The 21,226-nt window shown below is 53.8% G+C and carries 17 protein-coding genes; 8 read left to right on the forward strand and 9 right to left on the reverse strand.

What is annotated here, in order from left to right; genetic code table 11:
• Positions 1-34: 34 nt before the first annotated feature.
• The 5 genes from Pla144_RS07180 to Pla144_RS25290 all read right to left on the reverse strand — a co-directional run bounded on the left by Pla144_RS07180 (position 35) and on the right by Pla144_RS25290 (position 6,400).
• On the reverse strand, positions 35-1,630 hold the full coding sequence (locus Pla144_RS07180) for a hypothetical protein (RefSeq protein ID WP_146449478.1): 1,596 nt from the start codon (positions 1,628-1,630) through the stop codon (positions 35-37).
• Between the two features lie 415 nt (positions 1,631-2,045).
• Positions 2,046-3,386, reverse strand: coding sequence for an ABC transporter permease (locus tag Pla144_RS07185; protein ID WP_146449480.1), 1,341 nt, complete (start codon positions 3,384-3,386; stop codon positions 2,046-2,048).
• Positions 3,383-4,054, reverse strand: coding sequence for an ABC transporter ATP-binding protein (locus Pla144_RS07190; RefSeq protein ID WP_146450427.1), 672 nt, complete (start codon positions 4,052-4,054; stop codon positions 3,383-3,385). The genes Pla144_RS07185 and Pla144_RS07190 overlap by 4 nt, the downstream gene beginning before the upstream one ends.
• 855 nt (positions 4,055-4,909) lie before the next feature.
• Entirely contained in the window at positions 4,910-5,266 is a 357-nt protein-coding gene (locus tag Pla144_RS07195; protein ID WP_146449482.1) for a hypothetical protein, read from the reverse strand.
• A 1,011-nt stretch (positions 5,267-6,277) separates the two neighbouring features.
• Positions 6,278-6,400 carry a hypothetical protein gene (locus Pla144_RS25290; protein WP_261342317.1) on the reverse strand — a complete coding sequence of 41 codons (123 nt, stop codon included), beginning with the start codon at positions 6,398-6,400 and terminating at the stop codon, positions 6,278-6,280.
• Between the two features lie 371 nt (positions 6,401-6,771).
• Between Pla144_RS25290 and katG the strand changes: the two genes are divergently transcribed.
• From katG to Pla144_RS07210, 3 genes are all read left to right on the forward strand, one after another.
• Positions 6,772-9,018: a catalase/peroxidase HPI gene (gene katG / locus Pla144_RS07200; protein WP_146449484.1), complete on the forward strand. Its 2,247-nt coding sequence runs from the start codon at positions 6,772-6,774 to the stop codon at positions 9,016-9,018.
• A gap of 133 nt (positions 9,019-9,151) precedes the next feature.
• Positions 9,152-10,738 carry a glycosyl hydrolase gene (locus tag Pla144_RS07205; RefSeq protein ID WP_146449486.1) on the forward strand — a complete coding sequence of 529 codons (1,587 nt, stop codon included), beginning with the start codon at positions 9,152-9,154 and terminating at the stop codon, positions 10,736-10,738.
• A 145-nt stretch (positions 10,739-10,883) separates the two neighbouring features.
• The gene (locus Pla144_RS07210; RefSeq protein WP_197530453.1) at positions 10,884-11,249 is read left to right on the forward strand and encodes a VOC family protein; all 366 of its coding nucleotides are present in this window, start codon (positions 10,884-10,886) and stop codon (positions 11,247-11,249) included.
• Positions 11,250-11,799: 550 nt separating this feature from the next.
• Here the strand turns inward: Pla144_RS07210 and Pla144_RS07215 are convergent.
• A complete protein-coding gene (locus tag Pla144_RS07215; protein WP_146449488.1) occupies positions 11,800-12,231 on the reverse strand; it encodes a DUF6960 family protein in 432 nt (143 codons plus the stop codon).
• A gap of 376 nt (positions 12,232-12,607) precedes the next feature.
• On the opposite strand from Pla144_RS07215, the gene Pla144_RS07220 reads away from it, so the two are divergent.
• The 3 genes from Pla144_RS07220 to Pla144_RS07230 all read left to right on the forward strand — a co-directional run bounded on the left by Pla144_RS07220 (position 12,608) and on the right by Pla144_RS07230 (position 15,873).
• Entirely contained in the window at positions 12,608-14,104 is a 1,497-nt protein-coding gene (locus Pla144_RS07220; protein WP_146449491.1) for a hypothetical protein, read from the forward strand.
• 171 nt (positions 14,105-14,275) lie between these two features.
• Positions 14,276-14,836: a hypothetical protein gene (locus Pla144_RS07225; protein WP_146449493.1), complete on the forward strand. Its 561-nt coding sequence runs from the start codon at positions 14,276-14,278 to the stop codon at positions 14,834-14,836.
• 566 nt (positions 14,837-15,402) lie between these two features.
• Positions 15,403-15,873 carry a hypothetical protein gene (locus Pla144_RS07230; RefSeq protein ID WP_146449495.1) on the forward strand — a complete coding sequence of 157 codons (471 nt, stop codon included), beginning with the start codon at positions 15,403-15,405 and terminating at the stop codon, positions 15,871-15,873.
• 93 nt (positions 15,874-15,966) lie between these two features.
• On the opposite strand, the gene Pla144_RS07235 is transcribed toward Pla144_RS07230, so the two are convergent.
• Positions 15,967-16,569, reverse strand: coding sequence for a DUF4339 domain-containing protein (locus tag Pla144_RS07235; protein ID WP_146449497.1), 603 nt, complete (start codon positions 16,567-16,569; stop codon positions 15,967-15,969).
• A 177-nt stretch (positions 16,570-16,746) separates the two neighbouring features.
• Between Pla144_RS07235 and Pla144_RS07240 the strand changes: the two genes are divergently transcribed.
• Together Pla144_RS07240 and Pla144_RS07245 are read left to right on the forward strand one after the other, a co-directional pair.
• The gene (locus tag Pla144_RS07240; protein WP_231936236.1) at positions 16,747-17,547 is read left to right on the forward strand and encodes an undecaprenyl-diphosphate phosphatase; all 801 of its coding nucleotides are present in this window, start codon (positions 16,747-16,749) and stop codon (positions 17,545-17,547) included.
• A 172-nt stretch (positions 17,548-17,719) separates the two neighbouring features.
• Complete coding sequence (locus tag Pla144_RS07245) at positions 17,720-19,405, forward strand: hypothetical protein (protein ID WP_146449502.1); 1,686 nt, start codon at positions 17,720-17,722, stop codon at positions 19,403-19,405.
• Between the two features lie 24 nt (positions 19,406-19,429).
• Here Pla144_RS07245 and Pla144_RS07250 read toward each other — a convergent pair whose 3' ends face one another.
• Entirely contained in the window at positions 19,430-20,272 is an 843-nt protein-coding gene (locus Pla144_RS07250; protein ID WP_146449505.1) for a PP2C family protein-serine/threonine phosphatase, read from the reverse strand.
• A gap of 125 nt (positions 20,273-20,397) precedes the next feature.
• The gene (locus Pla144_RS07255) at positions 20,398-21,075 is read right to left on the reverse strand and encodes a protein kinase domain-containing protein (protein ID WP_197530454.1); all 678 of its coding nucleotides are present in this window, start codon (positions 21,073-21,075) and stop codon (positions 20,398-20,400) included.
• Positions 21,076-21,226 lie beyond the last annotated feature (151 nt).

Consider the following 21,226-nt stretch of genomic DNA (forward strand, 5'->3'; position numbering starts at 1 on the left):
AAGTAGGCTGGTGAGTGGATTCGGGAAAGTTCTCTCAGGAGGTGCTGTGTCCGCCGCGGAGCATGACGCCAAACAACCCGACGAGTAAGAGTCCAATCGCCAGCGGTACGACGATTATCATCGTCCGGCTCGGCGCAGGTGGCTCCGAGTCCACTTCGAGGGGACCCTTTGCCATGACACTCCCGGTTTCGGCCAACTCTGATACTGCCATTCCTGTCTGGGGGTCAAGCTCCTCTTCAATTTCAGGAATGATCGGCTCGGTAGTGTCGGACTCGTCTGCGAGCTCTTCCACATTCTGCACCTCTTTTTTTTCTTCTACAGGAGCCACACTCCCTCCACCCCGCGCCATCAGCCCGAATGAGAGGTAGCTGCGGGCCCGTTTGACAGCCGTGGGATCGATTGCTTCCAATTCTTCGACTGCTGCAGTAGCCTTTGTGCCGACATCATCTGGCTGCTCGGCGGCAGTCAACAGATAGGCCAACACGGGTTGGCGGATCCAGCCATCCTCATCCGAATCTTTGAACTGTTGCACCAGTTGATCCATGATTTCCCAATCCTCCCAACGGGTAAGATCGGGGATTACCTGGTCGGCAATCTCCGTATTGTTCAACAACAACCGCAAGGACTTCACGAGCCGTTCCCGTGGAATTTCACTTGATTCTTCCCCATGGAATCTCAGGGCCATGATTGTCGAGTAGAGCTGTGTGTACTCCGCCTGGGGATTGCTAAGGAATCGTTCTTCGACAAGTTTCAATCCCTCGGGTCCCTTCAATTTCAAATAAGCAGCGATCAAGGCGTCAAGACATTGTTGCTTAGCCCGCACATCGGCATGTGCCAATTCATTCACCAGTGGCATGCCCAGCGAGGAGCCCCCTACACCCATCGTGGCAATAAGCGTTGCAATCCCTGGTCGCATCGATTCGTAGTCGTATTTCAACAGCGATTCAAGCATCACGGCATCCTCGGCCGTCCCACAGACCCCGAGCATTGTCAAATACAAGCGGCGGTGCGTGGGCCCAACTTTTGAATCATTAATCCAGGTGACCAACTGCTCGCGATCCAGATCGTCCTTCAAGTCAATCAGCTCTTGATAGGGAGCCCGCGCAAATTCGTCGTAACCGTCCTGAGCCAGCAGCGGGTCGGCGTCTTCCAAATGCCCCATGAAAAACTTGAGTCGCTCCTTGCCGTTTGCGGGTAAGGAAGGGAGCTTCTCGATGTATTCCACCCCCCGAGGCGATAAGGGCAACGGAGTTGTCCAATCGAGCTTCTCACCCCCCAGCGAATTGATCAGAAATTGTTTGTCCACCGGGTCTGCACCGAAATAAACCACCTCGATCTCGTCTCCCACCTTAACGCGGTCTTCCCCTTTTAGCACTTTTTGCACTCTGAAAATTGCTCCAGTGTAGGCATCGCTGGCACTCTCCGCACTGGGATCGTTCAAGTCCGCCGTCGGTGCCGGTTTCTCAAGAGTTGCGATGACCGTAACATCAGCCGCAGCGAGTTCTTCGCTGAGCGTTTGTGAAGTCGCATTACAGAAAGGACAAGCATTCGCGTCGACCGACAACCAACAAACAGCGGTGGCGGCAATCAAGGAAAATGTCAAATGATATTTGATCTCGTGATATCTCATGTTCATTCCCAACCATTTCTCAATGGAATTTTTCGCCACGAATGAAACCCAGTGCGGCCGCTGGCTGCAACCAACTTTCATGAAACAGGAGGTAACGGAGCTAACAGAGAGAATTCGCGGAATGAAGAGAGGAAAACTTATCCTCGCACATCTTCACCAAGTTAGTTTGTTTCGACTACTGAAAATTAGTCTTCCAATCTACTTTTCTTTCTCTCTGTTGTCTCTTTTTTCTCCTATTCAAATAATTTACACAAGCTGCGAAGATTTGAATCGTTAGTAGTACGGATTAATTTCTTAGGCCTTGAATAATCCGTGTTCAATCTTTGAAAGTCCGCGACCAATAAATGATTTACCGCACTTAACGCTTACCTATTCTAACGAGTTATCGACCGGGAGAACACTCTCGCGTTCTGCCCTAGCGTCCACCCCCTAGAATACGGCCGACATCCGTCCGATAGGCGGTCAGTGCAGGTAGGAAGCCGACCAAGGATGCGAACACGACGAGCCCTGGGATCAGCAGGCTCTCTTTCCAATTAAAATCCCAAAACCGCAGCGCGACTCCTGTGTGTTCTTCGACATAGGGGCTGGCCAGTCCAAGTAGTGCGTGGCCTAACAGCACTCCTGCCAGTCCTCCTAGTAGCGATAACAGAATCGACTCAGCGAGAATGATGCCCATCACTGCCGTGCGGCTTGCTCCCAAGGCCCGCATGACGGCAATGTCGTGACTCCGCTCGCTCATCGAATTGTAAATACTCACCAGGATACTGACCCCCGCCACGACGATGATCAATACCGTGAGCACCATGAGGATAATCCGTACCGGGCCGACGATGCCTTCCAACAATCGCGTAACAACCCCACCAGGAGCCACTGCCTGGGCGATCCGCTCTTTATCCTTGTTGATTTTCGTATCCAAAATCATCGGCCCGAATTCGTCTTTGCAGTTAACTAGAATGGACGTCACTTCACGTTGCGCCTCGGGAAGTGGCTTTAACCCGTAATTAGGATCGTCGCTCTCAACATGCTCTTTGTGCAATTTGTCTGCCGAGACATGAGCCACTTCCCCTTCATCAGTGCTCAGAGCATGTCCTTCGAGCAAATAAAACCCTTCGATATTGGCAAAGACTGCCCGATCGTTGGCAGTCCCAGTATGATCCAGGATGCCGACGACTGTGAACTCGGTGTGCTTGTCCCCCGAAGCACTCATTCCGTGGGTCGGCTGAAACTTGTCGCCAACTTTCAGACCTGTCTTGCGTGCGACCGTCGAGCCGATCACCGACTCAAAGAAATGGTCAGCCTTGAAGTTGCGGCCTTCCTGGAATTGGTACAGCTTGTCAGTCCCATCAGGATTGGCGCCGTAGGGAAGCTTGTCGAACAAATCAGGAGTCGTCGCCACGACGCGGAACTGTTGATCCCCACCCTGAAAACTATCTCCCAGGCAATACGGCACGGCAACTTTTGTGTAGGGAGCAAATTCTCCCTCGGTGAATTTCTTGTAGTAGCTATAGGGAATCGGATAGAGCGGCCGGCCCAGGTGAAAAACCGTCGTCATCACCAGTTGCAAATCCCCTCCCTTACTGCCACCGACAATCAGATGGTACCCCTGGGCGTCGTTCTCGAACTGCTCGACCGTGACATCGTGAATCACGATCACCAGGATCATCAGCGCAACCCCCAGTGCCATCGACAGCCCCGTGAGCGAGGAAGCGAGTGCCCTTTGACACATATTTCGCCAGGCGATTTTCCAAAAGCTCATACTGCACTCACCGCTCGATTAATTTCTTCTAAGACCTCGACCCGGTCGAACTGGTTGGCTACTTCGGGGCTGTGGGTTACCAGCAGCATCGCCACCTGCTCACGATTGCATGCCTCGCGCAAGAGATCGATGATCTGCTGCTGATGCCCCGGATCGACGTTGGCCGTTGGCTCGTCGGCCAGCAAGAGCGCCGGCTGGTTGGCCAGTGCCCGGGCTACCGCCACGCGCTGCTGCTCGCCCACCGACAATGCCGCCGGTTTGTGGGTCAGCCGGTGTCCCAGCCCGACGTCTCGCAACAGACTTTCCGCACGAGCAGCATCGGACCGTTGCCCGGTAAACGACATTCCTAGCTGCACATTCTCCAGGGCCGTGAAAGCTGGCAGCAGATTGAATGTCTGGAACACAAAACCGATGTACTTGGCGCGAAAACGATCACGGCTCACCTCTTGCAGCCGCACAATGTCTGTGCCATTGATGCTGATGCGACCCGAATCAACGGTGGTCAGCCCGGCGATGCAGTTCAATAGGGTCGTCTTGCCACAGCCGCTACGACCCTTCAACACAACTTGCTCCCCCTTGGCCACCGAGAAGGTAGGAATATCCAAGATGGAGAGTTCTTCGCCATTCGGTTCGCGATAGGACTTGCGGACGAGTTCAAGCGAAAGCATGGCGGGTGAGCGGGGAAAGGAAGGATATTGCAGTGGAATGGCTGGCAAGCAAGCAGAATATCCTAGCGGCAGACCTCAGCAGCCGACAGGCGAAATCGCGGAGTAGGCTTCCGGTGCTTCGTCTAACTCTAGGAAATCTGGTTGCAATCGTGCGCGGAATGGCGCTAGCCACCGGTAATTTCAGGCCGGCGGCTAGCGCCGTACCGCTCATTTCAATTTCTAGGGCAAACCATCAATCTGAACTATGACAGCCAGGATGGCTGCCCCACGCAGTGCTAGTACGCAATACCAGACCCAAAAGTTCGCCACTCTTAGCAAGTCCTACAAGCAACTATTGCAGTTTTTACAATTTTACAAACCTGCGCCCAAGGTGCTATCGATGGCCAGAAACCAGCATGATTCCTGCGGTTTCAAGGGTTTTGTACTTGTTGAGGGTCCCTGCCCTGCCCCGAGCCAGACTTTTGGCATCCCCTTTGCTTTATCAATCCGACGGTAGAAGAGAATGTGGTCGGCAGGCGGCTCAGACCCGCGGGCGAACCAGGCCAGAGCCAGACGGTCCGCCGATCACCATGTGAAAAGTCCCACCTTAAAAGTCTCCCCCCCTCCGAGGGTCGACGAGGTCTCCCGCACCTCGTCGACCCTTTTTTTATGCGCGCAGCACCCTCCCCGTTAACCGCAACGCGCCCGCCCAAACCGTTGGCCGCGACCCGCCCAGCCACTCCCCGTTAGCCGCGACGCGCCAGTCGAGTCCTGCGAGGCAGAGCGGAGCGCGTATTCTCTCGCACTAACCACTCACCATTCACCATTCACCATTCACCACTCACCATTCACCACTCACCACTCACCACTCACCACTCAAATCTCCACATGCGTCACCCCACCAACTTCATCAAAGTGGCCAATCTTAAGAACCACCCCATCCGATCCTGGCATCTCGGCCACAAAGACCGGATCGCAAACCACGATCGGCGGCGTCGACACAACCCAGACGAGCGTCGATACGTACGATGCCGTTAGCGACAACGCGACGAACCAAGGCACGGTCCCAGCAGCAATACTCAGCAACTGGGCTCGCTTGGCCCGTGAGAGCTCATGCTCGATGCAGTATTGCTCGATCACATCGGTCCGCTCAAGCGGACTGGTCAGCTCCAGTATTTCGTCAAAGCTGCAGCCGTCCGTGCGGTACTTGCGATGGGTTCGGGCGACTCCCAAGGCGAGCTTTCTCCGCTTGAATTCCAGTTGGGCATGATACGCCTCGATGGCCTTTTGTCGACGCTGAGAAGAAAAAGGGTCAGAACTATTTTCTATAAATAGTTCTGACCCCTTTTCTTCATCGGTCCCCTGGCTTGCCTCCTTCTATCCAGCCAAATAGGGTCCATCTGAGTAAAGCATGTGCTGGGTTCATCGAATTGGGGTGGCTCCGATACCTGGGCGTGAGTGGCGGCATTTTCTGCTCTGGCAGTCAGGGCCTAACCCTATACCGAAATTTCTCTAATCCCCTCCCCGGCCGCTACCGCGTCCGACCCTCCCGGGGGAGGGTATTGGGAGAGGCAGTTTGTCAAAAGTTTGCTCACGCTTTTGGCCGCGCGGTTTGTTAGAATCTCAAAGTAAGCTGTTAGCCGTTAGCTTTTAGCTTTTAGCCAGAGATCGCCGCAGTTTCGCCTTTTTTCTGGCCAAATGCTAATAGCTAATAAGCCTGAAGCAGCAAACACCGTGGATTCAAGTTACTGGGTCGGCAACTGTTTTCACTTTGAGTTAGAATCACCCCTCGCAAAAGTTGCCGTGGCCCACGTTCGTGCTGCGCAGATCTTTGACAATCGAATCATTTCTCCCTAGCTCAGGTAGCCACCTCGCTCGCAGCGACTGGGCTAGGGATCCATCGGTAGAGTGCCTGGCCTTCGATTGCGCGAAGCGATTTATTTTTGTCACGCGGAGAGGTAGTTTTGTATTACAAAACTCACATAAACCTAAAGAGTCGTTTGCTACACAAGTCCTGACCTGCAAATGAGTTGAAACGAACGTGAACAATAGAAAATGAGGGAGTTTTGTTTTGTAAAAAAAGTTTTCTACGAAATGACCGTGACAAAACCCTTGCCGCGTTGCGCAGAAGCGAGCAAAGATAGTTGGCTTTACGCAGCTCGCCAGCGGACGCCTTGTCTGGAACATCCACCCCCTTGAAATCGGCCAATCTCAGTTTACTCAGTGTCCTCCTGTTCCAAAGTTTCAATAGGTCGCCGCCACCTCAATGAATCCGGCGAACAACTTGTCGGACTGCTGATCGGGGAAGTTGCCATAGATGTCTTTGAAGCCGCTTCCCGGTACCAGTCCTGCTACACCGGCCAGCACGATTAGATTGTCGATCAGCAGCGGACGGTATTCCAGGCGCTGCTAATGTCGGTGCCGATGTGCTTGTTGATGCCCGAACCGTGTACTTCAGCAAGCCAACCTGTAGGTCACGCTCTTCCCTTTGGACTTGCTGTGGGAAGTTCCTGGGCAAAGGCTGAAATCTGAAAGTCGTGAGCCCTCTTTCCTGCTCTGGACCGTATTGAATTGCCGGAACTCGCGTTGCACATTTCGGCCTCCGGGTGAGTGGTGTGAGCCACGAGTGAAGAGGCGATGGTGAGGACCATTTGTCTGGGTGGAAACGGAAGTTATTCGGTTCATTGTCGGGGCAGGCGAGAATGGGTAAACTTCAGGCTAACCCCAGGAGGAGACCCATGACTACCCAACCAAAATACCGTGTTAAACATGCCGCAGGTGGCGGCACTACTAATCGTGACTGGTGGCCAAACAGGCTGAAACTTGAGCTATTGAGTCAACATTCGGCGAAGTCTGACCCGATGGGCGAGGACTTCAACTACGCCGAAGAGTTCAAGAAGTTGGACCTCGCGGCGGTGAAGAAAGATCTCACAGCCCTGATGACCGACTCGCAGGACTGGTGGCCGGCGGATTTTGGCCATTACGGTGGGTTATTCATTCGCATGGCTTGGCATAGCGCGGGAACCTACCGCACCGGGGATGGTCGCGGTGGGGGTGGCCGGGGTCAGCAGCGTTTCGCGCCGCTCAACAGTTGGCCGGACAACGTCAGCCTGGACAAGGCTCGCCGGTTGCTTTGGCCTATCAAGCAGAAGTATGGCCGCCAGATTTCCTGGGCCGATTTGATAATTCTTACCGGAAACGTGGCCCTCGAATCGATGGGTTTCAAAACGTTTGGTTTTGGCGGGGGTCGCGAGGATGTGTGGGAGCCCGATCTGGATGTCTATTGGGGTGCCGAGACCACTTGGCTGGGGGGCGACATTCGCTACGAGGACGGTTCGGAAGGGGTCGGTAAGAAAAACGGGGTGGTTTCGTCCGACGACGATGCGGGTGTGGACGAGCACTCGCGCAATCTGGAGAACCCGCTGGCCGCAGTGCAAATGGGCTTGATCTACGTGAACCCCGAAGGGCCCGACGGCAATCCCGACCCGGTCGCGGCGGCTGTCGATATTCGCGAGACTTTCAAGCGAATGGCGATGAACGACGAGGAGACGGTGGCGTTGATTGCCGGCGGACACTCGTTCGGCAAGACCCACGGTGCCGCCCCGGCGACGAATGTTGGACCGGAACCCGAAGCGGCTGGCCTGGAAGAGCAGGGGTTTGGATGGAAAAACAGCTTCGGCTCGGGCAAGGGGGGCGACACGATCACCAGCGGTTTGGAAGTCACCTGGACCACGACACCCACGAAGTGGGGCAACAACTTTTTCGAGAACTTGTTCGGCTGCGAGTGGGAACTGACTAAGAGCCCTGCTGGTGCGCATCAGTGGGTGGCGAAAGATGCCGAGGCGACGGTGCCAGATGCCTATGATCCCTCAAAGAAACATCGGCCGACGATGTTGACCACCGACCTTTCGCTAAGGATGGATCCAGCTTATGAGAAAATCTCGCGACGGTTCCTGGAACATCCAGAGCAACTTGCCGATGCGTTCGCCAGGGCTTGGTACAAGCTGACGCACCGCGACATGGGCCCGCTGACTAGATACCTCGGCCCGGAGGTTCCGCAGGAAGAACTCATCTGGCAAGACCCGATCCCCGAGGTAAATCATCCCTTGATCGATGCGAAGGATATTGCCTCGCTCAAGAGCAAAATCCTTGCTTCTGGTCTGAGTGTCTCTGAGCTGGTTTCGGCGGCTTGGGCCTCGGCGTCGACGTTTCGCGGTTCCGACAAACGGGGTGGCGCGAATGGGGCACGGATTCGCCTCGAACCCCAGAAGGATTGGGTGGTGAATCAACCTGCCCAACTAGCCAAAGTGCTCAAGACCTTACAAGGGATCCAGAGCGAGTTCAACAGCGCCGCTGGCGGAGGCAAGCAAGTTTCGCTGGCGGATTTGATTGTGCTGGGAGGATGCGCAGGGGTCGAGCAAGCTGCGAAGAATGCCGGGCACGAGGTTTCGGTTCCCTTCTCGCCAGGGCGCATGGACGCCTCTGCAGAGCAGACCGATGTAGAAGCCTTTGAAGTGCTCGAACCGATTGCGGATGGTTTCCGCAATTATCTCAAGGGAAAATACACCATCCCAGCTGAAGCACTGCTGGTGGATAAGGCGCAATTGCTGACGCTTACCGCGCCAGAAATGACGGTGCTTGTTGGCGGTATGCGAATGCTCGGCACCAATGCCGACAAGTCGAGTCACGGCGTGTTTACCAAAAGAGCCGAAACCCTCTCGAACGATTTTTTCGTAAACCTGCTCGACATGAGTACCGTGTGGAAGCCGACGTCGAAGGACGCAGACACGTTTGAGGGAAGCGACTGCAAGACCGGCGAAAAGAAGTGGACCGGCACGCGGGTTGATTTGGTGTTCGGCTCAAACTCCCAGCTTCGCGCCCTGGCAGAAGTTTATGGAAGCAGTGATGCCGAGAAGAAGTTCGTCGACGATTTCGTCGCAGCTTGGAACAAGGTGATGAACCTCGACCGCTTCGACCTCGCGTAAAGGAAGCGAGCGAGATCTTCACCCACCAACACCTACTCACTTCATTTTTCCGCGCTCCGCAGTATCTCGCGCTCCCCTGCGGATCGCGGCTGGTCGGTGGGGATTCTCCAGCATCCTCGGAAGTTAATCTATCGTGTTTACTGAAACCGCAGGTAGTCGCAAGGCGATTGGTGACGTCGATCTCCTCTACCATGAGGGCCTTTATCATCTGTTCCACCTGGTGTTGCCGAATCATGACTTCATCGCGCACGCTGTCAGCACCGACGCGATTAACTGGCGTCGCGTGAACAATGCGCTGTTTATCGGCGATCCCGGTTCGTGGGACGATCTCATGTTGTGGACAATGGCGGTGTCGCCGGATCCGTATCAGCCTGGCCAGTGGCGGATGTTCTATACTGGCCTCTCGCGTAGGGAGCAGGGGAATGTTCAGAGGATCGGTTTAGCCGTTAGCGACGATCTTTTCCATTGGCGGAAGTCGCCGGTAAACTGGAGTGACGAGCGTGGCCCCCAGGACCCAGCCGCAGTGGTCCGCGCCCGTGAGATCGCCCGACAGCAGCCCACGAGTGATCGCAACGCGACACTTGATCCAGAGAGCCATTTTCCGCTGGAAGCACCTCCAGAGTTCTATGAGTCGTCCCTCGACGAGGGCCGCCGTTGGGTCAGCTTCCGAGACCCATTCTATTTCCGCGAAGGGGAACGCGGCTGGCTGATCATGGCCGCACGCACTAAGGAGGGCCCCATCGTGCGGCGTGGCTGCGTGGGAGTGATGGAAGAGACCGCGCCGGGTAAGTTCGCTGCCCGCCCCTCATTGCATCACCCGGGACTCTACGACGATATCGAGGTGCCCAACCTCCTTCGAATCGAAAATGAATACTACCTGATCGGCAGCATCCGGGAAGATTCGAAGATTCGTTACTGGCATACGAATCAAATTGGCGCGCCGTGGCGAAGCTACCACGACAATGTATTGCTCGCTCAAGGAAACTATGCCGCTCGGGTGTGCCAAGATGATCATGGATGGCTGCTGTGGAACTTCTTCTCACTTGTTGACCTGGATCGCACGTCCCAGAACCTGATGCCACCTCCAAAACGATTGTACCGGACAAAGAAGGGCTTGCTGCGTGCAGCCACATTTGAAGGACTCGAACAATGGCTGGGTGAGCGGGTTGACACTCGCTGCGTGCGACCGCTGCGTTCAGACCTGGACGACCAAATTTGCTCGGTCGATGGTAATGCTTTCGACCTGGCTTGCGAGGCAGGGTTTCAAGCGTTTGTGTTCGATGGCTCGATCGCTTCGGCGAGGTTTAATGCAAAGATTGACCTTTGTGGACTAGGCAAGTGCGGAATCGTGTTCCGTGTCGACCCAGATACCCAAGACGGCTACTACCTGTCGCTCGATCTCCTGAAGGGGATCGCTCAACTGCGGGCGTGGCATACCGGCGAGCCAGGCAGCGGAGAGCACATGATGCAATTCCGCGCACTTCAGGGTGGCAATTGGCATGGCAGCGCGCCCGGAAAAGCAGAGCTGAGTCTGATGGCTTTTGGAAGCTACCTGGAATTATCTGTCGACGGTCGCGTGGTTCTCTCGCTTGCTGACTCAACATTCACGGAAGGACTCTTCGGCGTCTACCTTGAATCCGCCAGAATGCAACTTTACGACGTTGATCTCCGGAAAATGCGCGAGCCTGAGCAGTCTTCTGGTCATCTTGTAACAGGTTGATCCGGGAAGAAAAAGGAGACGTAAGTTCGAGCAACACCTAGGTATTTATCCTGATCTAAGTCACGGAGCTAAGCGACTTTTACTTGACAGATCACTTTCCGCGACTCGCTTATCGCGGTTGTTAGGAGGCAAGGTATCAGTGGGAGTGCGAATTCAAAGTGTGCAGCCGGTCCTGATGGTGCGAGATGTGGCAGCATCCATCGCATTCTACGGCCAAATCGGTTTTGTTCTGTGTTTCCGAGACGACGCGACGAGGCCACGTTATGCGGGTGTTCGTCGCGATGATATCGAGCTCCACCTGCAATGGCACGATGCTGTGGAATGGGAATATCCCAATGATCGTCCGACTTACCGTTTCGTTGTTGAAGACGTGGACGCATTGTTGGACGAGCTTAGGAAATCCGAAGTCGTAGCAATGGATACTGAAGCGCGCGAGACGACCTGGGGAACTTATGAGTTCCAAATGCAAGACCCTGACCAAAATGGATTGCAATTCTATCGTGACCTCTAGCCCGTCGCAGTCGACCGCTGACGCCCACAACGGTCACTAGAATTGTCTTAGTGGGCCCTCTTGGCGGCGGCCGGCAACTGAGCCTATTGACTATAGCGGCTTAAGGAACGCGTGACCTTGATGATTTGGTTCAAACAATAAACATCCATGGATGCTCGATGGTCACGTGAGAGCAATGACTATGCCGCGTAGGTCACCCCCTACGATGTAGAGTTGGCAATACTATTGAAATGCGTCGGCCCGATCCGCCCGTATGGGTTACGAATGCGAGTGGTTTTCGGAAGATACTTCCTGATTCTCGTCTCTTTTTGCTCCGAAAAACAGCCTTTATGTTGGATCGATCGGTGAAAATCTGGACCAAGCACGTCTCGGTTTTAGCGAAGCCTTTAAGGCCTATGGTGGATTCTTGCTGAGCTTGGCGTTTTGCCACTATACATTTTTTGGTTTGGTGGTTGGTGACTGGTGGTGGCTGGAGAAAACTCGCTTCGCTCTGTCTCGTAAAACTCGGCGGGCGCGTCGCGGCTAACCAATACTGATAGGCAGCACGGGATCACGACTCGATCTTCGGTGGATCGACGTGGCGGATGTCTTCGCCGGAATATTGATTGGGGACGGGGACACCGTTTTCTGTTACCTGGTAACTGAGTGCTCGCGCTTTGGGGTCCCAGTGGATCTCGTGAATGATGGCGGTACGAGGGGTGTTGCGCATGCCACGAGAGAGGACTTCGACCCAGTCACCAATATCGAAGCCCTCGGGCTCGACGGCTTGCCAGAGAGTACGCTTGACGCGAAGTTGAAGATCGCCGTAGTGCAGCAGGACGTACTCTCCCTGTTCGCCGTCACGGCGGAAGACGCGCGGACTAGGAATAATGCCGCGGGCCAACTCGGCGTCTTCGGGATGGATCCAGTCGTCGCCATCTTCGGGCCACCAGGGATAATAGCCGTATTTGGGATCGGTTTTTATGGGGGGTACGTTCGACATTGAGCTACCAATCAAGTCACGATTTAGGAGCGCGATAGGATGTCAGTTTTTGAACCACCAAGTGTACTGTGAGGTCAGAAGGTGAATTGTCCTGGTCACGAAAAACACAGAAATGTACGAAAAGAGATGTAATTGTTCGGCAATCTAGTTTTCATCCTCGTAACTTTTGGTGCTTATTTTCGCTACCAATCAAACCTCTTTATAGGTTAACCAATGAGTGCGAAGGTGACCAGATTGCGCGGGTTGTATCGGTCGGGCGTTTTGGCACTTTGGCGTGGGGTTGTAGAGTTGGCGACCTATACTTGAAGGAACGAAATTTGCCCTTGCTTAGGTGACACTTGTTTGTGTTCCCTATAATCCCCCCGACTAACATGCCATGAATCTTCACGACCTACTAGATCACCACGGAATGGCTACGAACCCGTTTGCGGACGAAGATGCGCAGACGGATCCTGTATTTCAGGGAAGTTGCCGGACCAGCACATATCATCCGAATTGGGACAAGGTGTATGGCGATCCCGCGAACCCGGGCACGTCGATTGTGTTTGGTGAAAAGGGGGCGGGCAAGACTGCAATGCGATTGCAGGTGACCTCCCAGATTGAAGAATTCAACCAAACACATGAAAACACTCGCGCGTTTGTGATCGAGTACGACGATTTCAATCCTTTTCTGGATCGCTTTGCTGACCGGCTGAGTAGTCGCACCCGTCGCAAGCCTACGAAGGTCCTCGAAGAATGGAAAATGTGGGATCACATGGATGCGATCCTCTCGCTGGGGGTTACCGACGTGGTCGACCGATTGCTGGGGGCTTCGCAACCGTCGGGTCCAGCCGGGAATGCATTGCCCGAAAATGCCTTGAGTCGACTGGATCGCTTTCAGCGCCGCGACCTTTTGCTGCTGGCTGCCTGTTACGATAACTCCTTTACGGAATCGTTCGATTCGCGCTGGTTCCGCTTACGCAATAAGGTCCATTATTGGCCGTGGCAGAGTTGGGGGATTCGGGGCCTTGGAATCGTGACCACCTTGGCCGTACTGGGGACGATCTTCCATGTGAAGCACTACGAATGGCTCAAGACCGTTTGGCCCTGGTTGATTATGGCAATCGGTTGGTCACCGTGGCTTGCCCAAGTATGGAAATGGTGGATGCAGGCGTTTAGCGTAGGCCGACACATGCGAAGTGTCACCCGAGATGCTAACCCTCTGCGAAAAGTGCTGATGCAGTTCTCAGGGAAAGACATCAACGGCCAGCCGCTGCCTAACAAGTGGCGAACCGATGATCGCTATGAACTGCTCTATAAATTTCAGGGTCTGCTGCGGGCACTTGGCTTTACGGGGATCATTGTACTGGTAGACCGCGTCGATGAGCCGCACCTGATCAACGGTTCGCAGGAAAACATGAAGGGGCTTGTATGGTCAATGCTGGACAACAAGTTTCTCAAACAGCCGGGCTTGGGACTCAAGCTCCTGTTGCCGATTGAGTTAGCCAAGTCCATGCAGCAGGAGGGCCATGATTTTTTCCAGCGTGCCCGGCTGGACAAGCAGAATATGATTCCGTCGCTGGAGTGGACTGGCGCGTCGCTTTATGACCTGGCAAATTCCCGCGTTGCTGCGTGCGCGAAACCGGGGGCCTCGCCTCAGTTGCAAGAGCTATTTGACGAGGGGGTGACGAGCACTCGATTGATTGAGGCTTTTTCTGCGCTGCGAGTACCGCGGCATCTGTTCAAGTTTCTCCACCGCTTGTTGGTTGCCCACTGCCAGAGTTATGTCAGTAGCGAACCTTCGTGGAAGATCAGCGCGGCTACGTTTGAGTCACAGCTAGCACTCTACCGGCGGGACCAGCAGGCGGTGGATGAGGGGTTAAGTGCAGGTTGATTGCTTGAAGTGGCGCAGGCTTCCAGCCTGGGTGAACTGAAGAGACAGCCGGGATGGCTGCCCCACTTGGGTTAGCTCTTGACCACTTTTGGGGATTCTGGAAGACTCCCGCCCCATGCCGGTTGGCTAATAGCCGGACAAATCTTATTAGTTCCCCAATCGAGGTCTCCGATGCGTTGCTCCCTGATTCACGTTCTGGCACTCCCATTGTTGGCGGTATCGATCGGGTGTGGAACGCAAGGTACTTCAAGCGATTCGGCCGGAGGGGATGTCCCCAACGATCCGGTAGCGAAGGTTGTCTATGAATTCCTGAACGCCGTCCGTGCCGGAGAGACAGAAGCGGCGAGTGTGCGGCTTACCCCATTGGCTTTGCAGCGAACTAGCGAATTGGAACTGAATTTTTCGCCTCCCGGAAGCGCAACGGCGTCCTTTGAGGTCGGGGCAGTAGAGATGATCGATTCCGACAAATCAGTGGTAGAGTCCACCTGGAAAGACCTGGACGCCGATGGTCAACCCCACGAAGAGAAGATCACTTGGGCGTTGAAGCTGAACCAGGGGCAGTGGAGGATCTCAGGAATGGCTGCCGAATTGGGCGAGGATCAGCCCCCGATCGTGATGGATTTTGAAAATCCGGGCCAGTTCGCGGCGCCAACTTCTCAGGGCCCGAATACTTCCGCCCCACGACAGGCTTCCCAGCCTCAACAGGATCCGTTTCTTTCTGGGCCTCGATAGTATCTTCTGTCAACTCTCTGACAGAAATCGATCATCCTTCTAGACTTTGCCCGACACGGCACTGGTGTCGACCTAGTCGTCTTATCTTGCTTAAGTTAACGCATTGGATGTCGCTTTCAATCTCTCGGTCACAGGACAATTTTGGCTTGCCTGAAGGCGATCATAGTGAAGACCATTTCCTTGGGAATTCGGCTCCTTCTGGACTTATTGGGAATACTGCTAATCAGTTGATTTCTATCACAATTGGTAATGTCAGGTAATTTGGTTCTTTTAGGCTAGTGGGCCACTTGACACAAAAAGTAGCCATGTTATTTTATCGGCCTATGTTTTCTAATGCTCAAAGTTGGTAAGCTAAACAGCGTGGCCGTGCGTAGGATGCCTCTAGGCGAGATACCTCCGGCAGCTGAAACAATACATTTTTGGTTTCCCCACAGCTACCGCCGTCGTAGCACCTTGGGGTAAAAGATTTTGACGGTGAGAGAAGAAAAGAATTTGTAGCGTCGTTGAAGGAATTGTGTTCCTAAGCACAACGACGCTGGTTTTTCCCAATGAGGAGGGATTACGTTATGAGACGTGTTTTGATCGTGTTGACCGCCCTAGTTGTGGTCATGGCCGGCTTTGCCGCCACGGATGTTGAAGCTGGTTTGTTCAATCGCAAGAAGTGCAAGCCTTGCTGCCAGCCAGTTTGCTGCCAAGCTCCTGTTTGCTGCGAAGCACCTGCTTGCCCATGTGAAGCCGCTCCCGCTCCTTGCGGTTGCGAAGCTGCACCTGCTTGTGGTTGCTCAGCTGCCGCTCCTTGCGGTTGCGAAGTTCAGCAGTGCAGCTGCCAATGCATGACCCGTCGCGAAGCCCGTAAGGCTAAGCGTGCTGGTTGCTGCACCCAGTGCAGCACCTGCTCGACTTGCTCGAGCTGTGGCGAAGCTCCTTGTGGTTGCGGCGCCCCCGCAATCGAGGGTTGCAGCAGCTGTGGCGAAGCCGCTGGCGAGATGGCTCCTGAAGCAGCTCCCCAGGCTCCCCAGAGCGATTCCACCACCTGAGCATTCTGCTTAAGCAGAGTACCAAGGTTGTAAAAATCAAAAAGCCGGCCCTTAATGTGAGGGCCGGTTTTTTTGTTGGGGTGCAGTGGTTGGCTACTTCAACAAGATGATTGCCAGAATCACAGCCATCAGGCAAATCAAACCTGTTAGGGCGATCGCGATCGCCCTTGCACGCTGACGGCGTGCACGCTGAAGACGGCGGTGGGTCGTTACGATCTCAGACTCTTGAGGTACTATTTCATCTGCCAATATCGGGGACTGTTGTGGCTGCGCAGTGCCTGCGGTGATTCCAGGGCCGGTCGGAGCTCCTAACTCCGGGAAGACATCACTTGCACGTTGCCAATCAAGCCAGTCAGACCTCCAGACCCAGCTGTCTTGATCGATACGTTTTTCTCCGATCCAGGCTTTTACTAGAGAAGTGTTGGCCGGCCCGAGTTGTTCCCCTCCCGCGGTGCGGATATGCCAGACATCACTCGCTATCGTGACACCTGAATCTGTGGGTATTCCCATGCCACTATTTGAAGATGGTGGAAAACCTTGGCGAGGAGGGGCTTCGATGATTCCCTCTACTTGGCCTCCACTTTTTGAGGGAACCAGAAAGCGAGCATCACAATCGGGACAGATGCCCCGTTTGCCGGCGAGATGTTCTTTCACATTAAGCTTGTGGCCGTTCGGGCACAGGAAGCGAATTCCCATGATAGTTCGTTCGTACGAGTATTTCTGCCAGGAAGAAACCTAATCTTAGCTTAACCGGCAGTTCAGCTCTCGAGAAGTGAAGGAATCGCGGCAGACACCAATGGGATCGCAAATTATAGTAGTGACTTTGAAATAGTTTTCCCCTGGCTCGGATAATTCACTTTCGGCGCAATTCCCATGACCTTTCTAGAGATTATCTTGCTGGCCGTTGTGCAGGGGTTGACTGAATTCTTGCCCGTTAGCTCCTCGGGACACTTGGTCGTGGCCAACGCAATCTTTGAATCGCTTGGCAGCGAGCCCGTACAAGATCTAGTCGAAGTAGAAATCGTCCTCCACTTGGGGACCCTGCTCGCCGTTTTGGTCTACTATCGTCGGGAAATCATGCGGCTATTCACCTCTGATCGTAGAGTGATTCCTCTACTAATACTCGGTACAATCCCGGCTGCGGTGATAGGCATCTATCTGAAGAAGGGGCTCCCCGACGCGACGAGCGACCTCGTGCTTGAGAATCCGCTGGTAGCGGGAATATGTTTTCCCATTACTGCAGGACTGTTGTGGTGGGCTTCCCAGCGATCTGAGGGAACGACTAACTACACGCAACTCAGTTGGCAGGACACGATAAAGATCGGACTTTTCCAAGCCGTCGCTCTTCTGCCAGGCATTTCGCGGAGCGGTTCGACTATTGCCGGAGGCTTAAGCGTTGGCCTACAAAGAGAATCGGCCGCCACTTTTGCATTTCTGCTTGCCATCCCAGCAATCGCAGGAGGGGGACTTCTTGAAATGCTAGAAGCCATCAAGGAAGGAACGACGGGAACACCAATGGACACGTTGGCCGTAGGCTTCGCAATTTCATTTGCAGTCGGGCTTGTGGCATTGACTCTCTTGATCCGCTTCGTCCGCAGTGGGCGACTGGCAGTGTTTGCTTACTACTTAGTTCCGCTAGGGTTGGCGGTCGTTGGGTGGCAGTTGGTTGGCTAGCAACAGAAGCAACGCGATCTTGACCAGTCGCCCCCCCAGTTGTGCTGAAACTGGCAAAAGGAGCGGGATTATTCACGCAAATCGAGCCTGGGGTTGATAGAATGGGTAAACTACAAGCCTGAGTCTATCCAGGCTAATTTTCTTGTTTCGGATAAGAATTGATTATCCCCCAATGATCAGAATTCTCTCGGCAAACCTACTCTTTGTTGTGGCTAGTGTCACCCTGCTCTCTTCTGCATATGCACTCAACGGAGATACTCTGCAACTGAATCCGCGCAACAATTGGCGCGCTTTTGAAATCATCACCGTAGGCGACAATCCAGTGGACGACGGTTTTGATTGGACGATGCCATCCACTTTTGACGGGCTAGGTGCGCGTCTCTCGGACGCCTCGACATTGCGTATTCTGATCAATCACGAAATAAGTTACACCACTATTAGCGAGGTAAACATTAATCTTTCCTCCTTTCGCACGGCTATCAGCAATACGATCAATAGTGGTAGTACAGACGGCGCCAGTTTTGTCACTTCAGCTCGCGAAGCTTTCGAACGTTGGAGTAGCAATGGCGGCGCCAGTTGGATTAATGCGTCTGATAAGAACAACACTCGCTTTGAGCGGTTTTGTTCTGGCCAATCGTATCTTCCCCACACTTTCGGACCAGGGCGGGGATTCGTCGACAACATTTATATCACCGGCGAGGAAACCTTCGGCGATTTTTCGTTCAATCGACTGTTCGCTTTGGATATGAACAATCGCGATTTCTATCAACTTAGCGGCGTCACTGGCATCGCAAGTGGAGGCATTGGTGGCTTGCCCCGTGACTCATGGGAGAATGCCGCGCTACTTGATACAGGTGAGACCGATCACGTTGCTTTATTACTTTCGCCCGACGGTGGGACTTCACGAATGCAACTTTACATCGGTGAGAAGGGAAAGGATATTGACGGCAATTCGTCCAATGACTTCCTAGCTCGCAATGGGTTGGCTTATGGAAGTACCTACTATCTAAAGGGTGTGCTCCCCAGCATCGGAACACCTTCCAGCGGAACATTCGACACCACATCCACTGGCGCGTTGACTGCCAGTAAGTTCGAGGACATCGACACCAGCCCCAGTGATCCCACACGTGTCGTCCTGGGAAATCAAGATTTTGGCTTATTCACATTCAATTTTGATCTCGATTTCTTTGGCGGTAGTTTTAGTTCGGGATCGTCGAGTTTCTCGCTTTCCAAGATCCAAAATGATATCTCCAATACGCTTGGCACATTTGGTGACCCTGACAACGTCGACTGGACTGCCCCCACAGTCCTGAACGGTAGGAAGTATGCTGAGGGTTTAATATTCGTCAACGAAGACAACAGCAACGGTGAAATCTGGATGAACGCCCCCGATGGGAGTGACCTGACGCGAATCGGCGACACGGCAGGGAATTCGTCTGCAACCGAGACCTCAGGAATCCTTGATATCTCCACTCTGTTGGGTTACAACCCCGGGAGCATCTTGTTGACTAGCAACCAGGGAACCAAATCTTCACTTTCGGTATTGATCAATCCGTACGCGGAAATGGACGACGCCGATTTCGACGGCGATGGCGACGTTGATGGGGCGGATTTCTTGACGTGGCAGCGAAGTTTTGGCGCCGGGACATTGCCAAGCGTAGGGGATGCACAGCACAACGGAAACGTTGACGGCCAAGACTTGGCTGTTTGGCAAGCGCAATTCGGCAATACGTCTTTTTCGTCCCTGACGGCTGTTCCAGAACCGAGCAGCTTAGTTTTCTTGCTGGTTTTGGCGTGTGCCGCAGCAATGACTCCACGGTTCATTCGGTCTGGAACTGTGTCTCTAATAGAAAGTTGATGCACTCGGAGCACCCAATGAAACTCACCCGCTCCGGCGAAAGGCGACAATTGTCAAATCGTCAGGCTTCGAAGGATGGTCGTCGGTGGGCCCTGCCTCCATACGCTGGCGGGCATCGGCTACCAATCGTTCTACGGCTTTAGGCAGAGGACCTTTGCGGCAACGCTCGATAATCTCATCCGTGAGCAAATTGTCGAGAAGACCATCCGAAGTCAAAATTAGCGTGTCCCTTAGCGACATCTTTCGAGGAGGGCCAACTTCTATTCGCATTTCGGGGGAGCCAAGGACATTAGAGATTAAATGCCGCTCTTCGTGATGAATGGCATCGGCCTCATCGATCAATCCAGATTCAACTGCGTACCCGATAGGTGAGTGGGCAAGAGTCTGAAATTTCATCTTGCCTCGTTGACCTACGAGCATGATCACCGAGTCGCCGATATGGTAGACGCGAACCGTATCGCCCTGAATCTCTGCGATGCATAAGGTGGTCGCAGCACCGTTTGCAAGATCCATGACGGCTTCATTGGCGCGCTCGATGCCGGTCATGATCACAGCTCGGAGCTGCTCTGCGTCAAGGGCACCCTCGTTTTCTTCGGCTCGCTCACGGAGCGACTCTTCCATTGTTTCGATTGCCATCCTTGAGGCAATTTCGCCCGAAGCATGGCCCCCTAATCCATCTGCAACGAGTAGAATGGCTTGTGTCTCCCCGACAGGAATCACTGCGGCGCAGTCCTCGTTGGCAGTAGTCTTTTCTGGAGCAGTGCGTGAAGCGACAACCGCTACCCCTCCGGCAACGTTTCGTGTCTCCAGGTGGTCAGACTCGGCATGAAAAGTGAAGTAAGGTGCATCCATAGTTTGGGGCGGCACGGCATCGCTCCTTAAACACCGTATTCAACCTCGGTCTCGACGAGAACTCCCGGTAAGATCGCTACAAGCAAGATACCGGTCAGCACTCCTTACCGGGATGCTGTAATTCATTCTTGGGTCGGTTGCTACGACCAGCTCATCGTGTCTATATACTGCCGCAATTGGCCAGCTGTACGAAACTTACGCAAGATTAACGAACGTTTTAAGCCTCGACAAATGGCTTTGACCTCAGGAGGATGCTTTGAATACCACTGCTTTCCTCCGATAGCATCATAGAAGATTCGAATTAAATCGCAAACATCGTCATGCAGGTCATGGGCTCGAGCCGTGCCATAATCGTAGAAATCTAGCAACTTGATGTGAAAACCGATACCCAGTCGCCGAATAATTACGTTTCCCATGTGCAGGTCGCCGTGGTATTCCCGGGCATTATGCACCCCCTCCATCCCAAGCGAGAGGGCATGCAACAGATGCAAACCCTGAAAAACACTGAGTCGTCGACCAGGTTGGCGTGTTAAGAATTTACTCAATAGTTCGCCCTCGACGAGTTCCGACACTAAAAACGTCACCTTTTGTCCCTTGAAGACAAACGACTCGCTGGTGTGGTACTGAATCAAAATTGGCAAGTGGCGTAGCTTGTTCAACTTGCGGGCGTAAATACGCGAGGTTCGGCCTTTGAGATTTCGCTGGGGGAAAAAAAACTTGCCGGCTCGTTCAATGTCGGTTTCCAATTCGCGGAGCTTATAAACCTCTCCCTCCCATCCTCGTCCCAAGCGAGAAATGATTTCATACTTGCCCGCCATTATTCTTCCTGGGGGGAGTTGAAACGTGGAGATCGATTGCGAGTTAGAGGGCCGACTGGGCATTTGTTGTCGATCTAAAGGGGCTAATACGCGGCGGTGAATCTGTTCTTCCAGAGGGGCTCAATTGAATCGCCGGGGAGGTGCAATCGAC

The organism is Bythopirellula polymerisocia (assembly GCF_007860015.1).
GTDB classification, from domain to species: Bacteria; Planctomycetota; Planctomycetia; order Pirellulales; family Lacipirellulaceae; genus Bythopirellula; species Bythopirellula polymerisocia.

What these genes read in the sequence shown, in the direction of transcription:
- Pla144_RS07180 (WP_146449478.1), bottom strand. Translation starts at nt 1,630, where the DNA reads ATGAGATATCACGAGATCAAATATCATTTGACATTTTCCTTGATTGCC.
- Pla144_RS07185 (WP_146449480.1), bottom strand. Translation starts at nt 3,386, where the DNA reads ATGAGCTTTTGGAAAATCGCCTGGCGAAATATGTGTCAAAGGGCACTC.
- Pla144_RS07190 (WP_146450427.1), bottom strand. Translation starts at nt 4,054, where the DNA reads ATGCTTTCGCTTGAACTCGTCCGCAAGTCCTATCGCGAACCGAATGGC.
- katG (WP_146449484.1), top strand. Translation starts at nt 6,772, where the DNA reads ATGACTACCCAACCAAAATACCGTGTTAAACATGCCGCAGGTGGCGGC.
- Pla144_RS07215 (WP_146449488.1), bottom strand. Translation starts at nt 12,231, where the DNA reads ATGTCGAACGTACCCCCCATAAAAACCGATCCCAAATACGGCTATTAT.
- Pla144_RS07220 (WP_146449491.1), top strand. Translation starts at nt 12,608, where the DNA reads ATGAATCTTCACGACCTACTAGATCACCACGGAATGGCTACGAACCCG.
- Pla144_RS07225 (WP_146449493.1), top strand. Translation starts at nt 14,276, where the DNA reads ATGCGTTGCTCCCTGATTCACGTTCTGGCACTCCCATTGTTGGCGGTA.
- Pla144_RS07230 (WP_146449495.1), top strand. Translation starts at nt 15,403, where the DNA reads ATGAGACGTGTTTTGATCGTGTTGACCGCCCTAGTTGTGGTCATGGCC.
- Pla144_RS07235 (WP_146449497.1), bottom strand. Translation starts at nt 16,569, where the DNA reads ATGGGAATTCGCTTCCTGTGCCCGAACGGCCACAAGCTTAATGTGAAA.
- Pla144_RS07240 (WP_231936236.1), top strand. Translation starts at nt 16,747, where the DNA reads ATGACCTTTCTAGAGATTATCTTGCTGGCCGTTGTGCAGGGGTTGACT.
- Pla144_RS07245 (WP_146449502.1), top strand. Translation starts at nt 17,720, where the DNA reads ATGATCAGAATTCTCTCGGCAAACCTACTCTTTGTTGTGGCTAGTGTC.
- Pla144_RS07255 (WP_197530454.1), bottom strand. Translation starts at nt 21,075, where the DNA reads ATGGCGGGCAAGTATGAAATCATTTCTCGCTTGGGACGAGGATGGGAG.